Source organism: Pseudomonas sp. VD-NE ins (genome assembly GCF_031882575.1).
In the GTDB taxonomy this organism is placed as follows: Bacteria; Pseudomonadota; Gammaproteobacteria; order Pseudomonadales; family Pseudomonadaceae; genus Aquipseudomonas; species Aquipseudomonas fluorescens_BZ.
The window spans coordinates 3753816-3757363 of record NZ_CP134772.1 but is presented as its reverse complement, the minus strand read 5'-3'; the positions used below and the strand labels follow the sequence as shown (position 1 = coordinate 3757363).

General features: G+C 59.8%; 2 protein-coding genes. Both read left to right on the top strand.

The genetic code is table 11. The features are described 5' to 3' along the window. Positions 1–66 precede the first annotated feature (66 nt). On the top strand, positions 67–1215 hold the full coding sequence (gene macA / locus RMV17_RS16815) for a macrolide transporter subunit MacA (protein WP_311881296.1): 1149 nt from the start codon (positions 67–69) through the stop codon (positions 1213–1215). Positions 1216–1217: 2 nt separating this feature from the next. Next, the gene (locus RMV17_RS16810; RefSeq protein ID WP_034155693.1) at positions 1218–3176 is read left to right on the top strand and encodes a MacB family efflux pump subunit; all 1959 of its coding nucleotides are present in this window, start codon (positions 1218–1220) and stop codon (positions 3174–3176) included. Positions 3177–3548: the final 372 nt, after the last annotated feature.

Here is a 3548-nt window from a genome sequence, read left to right as displayed (position 1 = left end):
TTGTTGTTTATCTACCAGAGCCCGGCGTCAAGCCGGGCTCACCCCTGAACGGACTTGTGGTTATTTATGGAAAAGTCGAAGTTGCGCAAAGTCGGTATGGGTTTGGCGTTGGTGGCAGTGGCGGGATTGGCGTTCTACGCGGTGCAGGCACCGGCCGAGGCGCCGCAATACCTGACCGCCACGGTGGAACGCAGTGATATTGAAAACGCGGTGCTGGCCACCGGGTTGCTCGAAGGCATCAAACAAGTGGACGTCGGCGCGCAGGTGTCCGGGCAATTGAAGTCGCTCAAGGTCAAGGTTGGCGACAAGGTGAAGAAGGGCCAATGGCTGGCGGAAATCGATCCGCTGGTGTTGCAGAACACCCTGCGTCAGGCCCAGGTTGATGAGGAAAACCTGCAAGCGCAAAAGCGCGCCACCCAGGCTCAACTCAGGCAGACCAAAGCGATTTACGAGCGTTACAAGAACTTGCAGGACGACGCCTCGATCTCGCGCCAGGATTTCGAAACCGCCGAGTCTGACTATCAGGTGCAGCAGGCCAACCTGATGTCGCTGGATGCGCAGATCAAAAGCGCGCATATCCAGATCGACACGGCCAAAGTCAATCTGGCCTACACGCGAATTGTCGCGCCGATCGATGGTGATGTGGTCGGCGTGGTGACACAGGAAGGGCAAACGGTGATCGCCAGTCAACTGGCGCCGGTCCTGCTGAAACTGGCGGATCTGGACACCATGACGGTCAAGGCGCAGGTGTCCGAGGCCGATGTGATCCACATTGCGCCGGGGCAAGAGGTGTATTTCACCATTCTTGGCGAGGACAAACGCTACTACGCGAAATTGCGCGGCACGGACCCGGCACCACAGAACTTTCTTGAAACACCGCCCGCCGGTACGCCGAAGCAAAGCAGCGCGGTGTTCTACAACGCCTTGTTCGAGGTGCCGAACCCCGACCACCGTTTGCGCATTTCGATGACCGCGCAGGTGCGCATTATCCTCGACACCGCCAAGGCTGTGTTGACCGTGCCGGTGGCGGCGCTCGGCCCGCGCAATGCCGATGGCAGTTTTCCGGTACGGGTGCTCGACGCCAAGGGCCACGCGCAGTCGCGCAATGTGCAGACCGGGATCAACAACAACGTCAAAGTGCAGATCAATGGCGGGCTGGCTGAAGGTGATCGCGTGGTCATCGGTGATCCGCTGACGAATGTGGCGGGGGCCTGAGCATGACTGAGCCACTGCTACAGCTCACCGGCATCACCCGCAGTTTTACCGCCGGCGACCGCGAATTTCTCGCGCTGAAAAATATCAACCTGACGATCAATGCCGGGGAAATGGTCGCCATCATTGGCGCCTCCGGCTCGGGCAAATCGACGCTGATGAACATCCTCGGTTGTCTCGATTACGCCACCGCCGGTAGCTACAGGATCAACGGCCAGGAAACCCGCGACCTGGACAATCAGGCCCTGGCCGAGCTGCGCCGCGACTACTTTGGTTTCATCTTCCAGCGTTACCATTTGCTGCCGCATTTGAGCGCGATGCACAACGTCGAGATGCCGGCGATTTACGCCGGTACGCCGCAGCTTCAGCGTCATGCCCGCGCCCGCGAGTTGTTGGCGCGGCTGGGTCTGGAAGGGCATTTGACGCATCGGCCGAGTCAGCTCTCCGGCGGTCAGCAGCAACGGGTGAGTATCGCCCGCGCCTTGATGAACGGCGGCGAAGTGATCCTCGCCGACGAGCCGACCGGCGCCCTCGACACGGCCAGCGGCAAGGAGGTGATGCGCATCCTCCTAGAGCTGCACGCGGCGGGGCACACGGTGATTCTGGTGACTCACGACCCGAAAGTCGCGGCCAATGCCGAGCGCATCATCGAAGTCAGTGACGGCGAAATCCTCAGCGACCGCGCCAACGAACGCGACACCACGCACCTGCTCAGCGAAGAATCGGTGGCACCGAAAGCTGCTGCGTCACGGCGGCTGGTCGCCAGTCTCGGGCTGTTCAAAGAGGCGTTCGCCATGGCCTGGGTGGCTTTGATTTCCCATCGCATGCGCACCTTGCTGACCATGCTCGGCATCGTCATCGGCATCACCTCGGTGGTGTCGATTTCGGCGGTCGGGGAGGGCGCGAAGAACTACGTGCTCAAGGACATCGCCGCGATTGGCAGCAACACCATCGATGTCTATCCCGGCAGCAGTTACGGCGACAAACGCGCAGCGGCCATCGAAACCCTTACGCCGGCCGATGTCACTGCGCTGAATCAGCTGTATTACGTCGACAGCGCCACGCCGATGATCGGCCGCAGCCTGTTGCTGCGCTATCGCAATATCGACCTGGATGCGCAGGTCAACGGCGTCAGCGATCAGTACTTCAAAGTGCGCGGGATCAAGATGGCGGCGGGTATTCCGTTCAGCGAAAACGATGCGCGGCGCCAGGCGCAAGTGGTGGTCATTGATCACAACACCCGTCAGCGTTTGTTCGGGCAGGATGTTGATCCGTTGGGCCAAGTGATCCTGATCGGCAATCTGCCGTGCACGGTGATCGGCGTGGCCGCGCAGGATAAAAGCCTGTTTGCCTCGGGCAAGACCCTCAACGTTTGGGTGCCCTACGAAACCGCCGCCGGGCGGGTGTTGGGCCAGCGATATCTGGACAGTATCAGCGTGCGCATGAAGGACGGCCAGCCGAGCAAAGTGGTGGAAGAGCACGTCACTCAACTGTTGCAGCAACGCCACGGCACCAAGGATTTCTTCACCAACAACCTCGACAGCGTCTTGCAGACCGTGCAGAAAACCAGCCGTTCGCTGGCGTTGTTGCTGTCGCTGATTGCGGTGATTTCCCTGGTGGTTGGCGGCATCGGCGTGATGAACATCATGCTGGTGTCGGTGACCGAACGCACTCGCGAGATCGGCATTCGCATGGCGGTGGGCGCGAGGCAGTCGGACATTCGTCAGCAGTTTCTGGTGGAGGCGGTGATGGTCTGTTTGTTGGGCGGGGCGATCGGGATTTCCCTGTCGTATGCCATCGGGCATTTGTTTTCGGTGTTTATCAAGGAATGGGAGATGGTGTTTTCGCTGGCGTCAGTGCTGACGGCGGTGGTGTGTTCGACGTTGATCGGGATTGTGTTTGGCTTTGTGCCGGCGCGGAATGCTTCGCGGCTTGATCCGATTGAGGCGTTGGCGCGGGATTAAAAGCGGACCCTCACCCTAGCCCTCTCCCAGAGGGAGAGGGGACCGACCGAGGTGTTTGCTGGAGATACGCCGACGTGAGATACCGAGTCGAACTCAGGTTTTGAACAGCACAAAAATCGGTTCCCAAGTCGAACTCAGTTTCGAATTCAACCAAGATCGGCTCCCTTTCCCCCTCGCCCCCCTTGGGGGGAGAGGGCTGGGGTGAGGGGGGAATCTCACTGACACACCGCAAAACCTCGAACCACCGCCATCCAGTATTTCCATCAATAAACACAACGCCGATTGTCCGTTTAAATTACACGAACCGTTACGTCATACCGCCTACAACACCTTGCGTCGTTACCTACGCGTACGCCAGAATCCGCCGGCTTA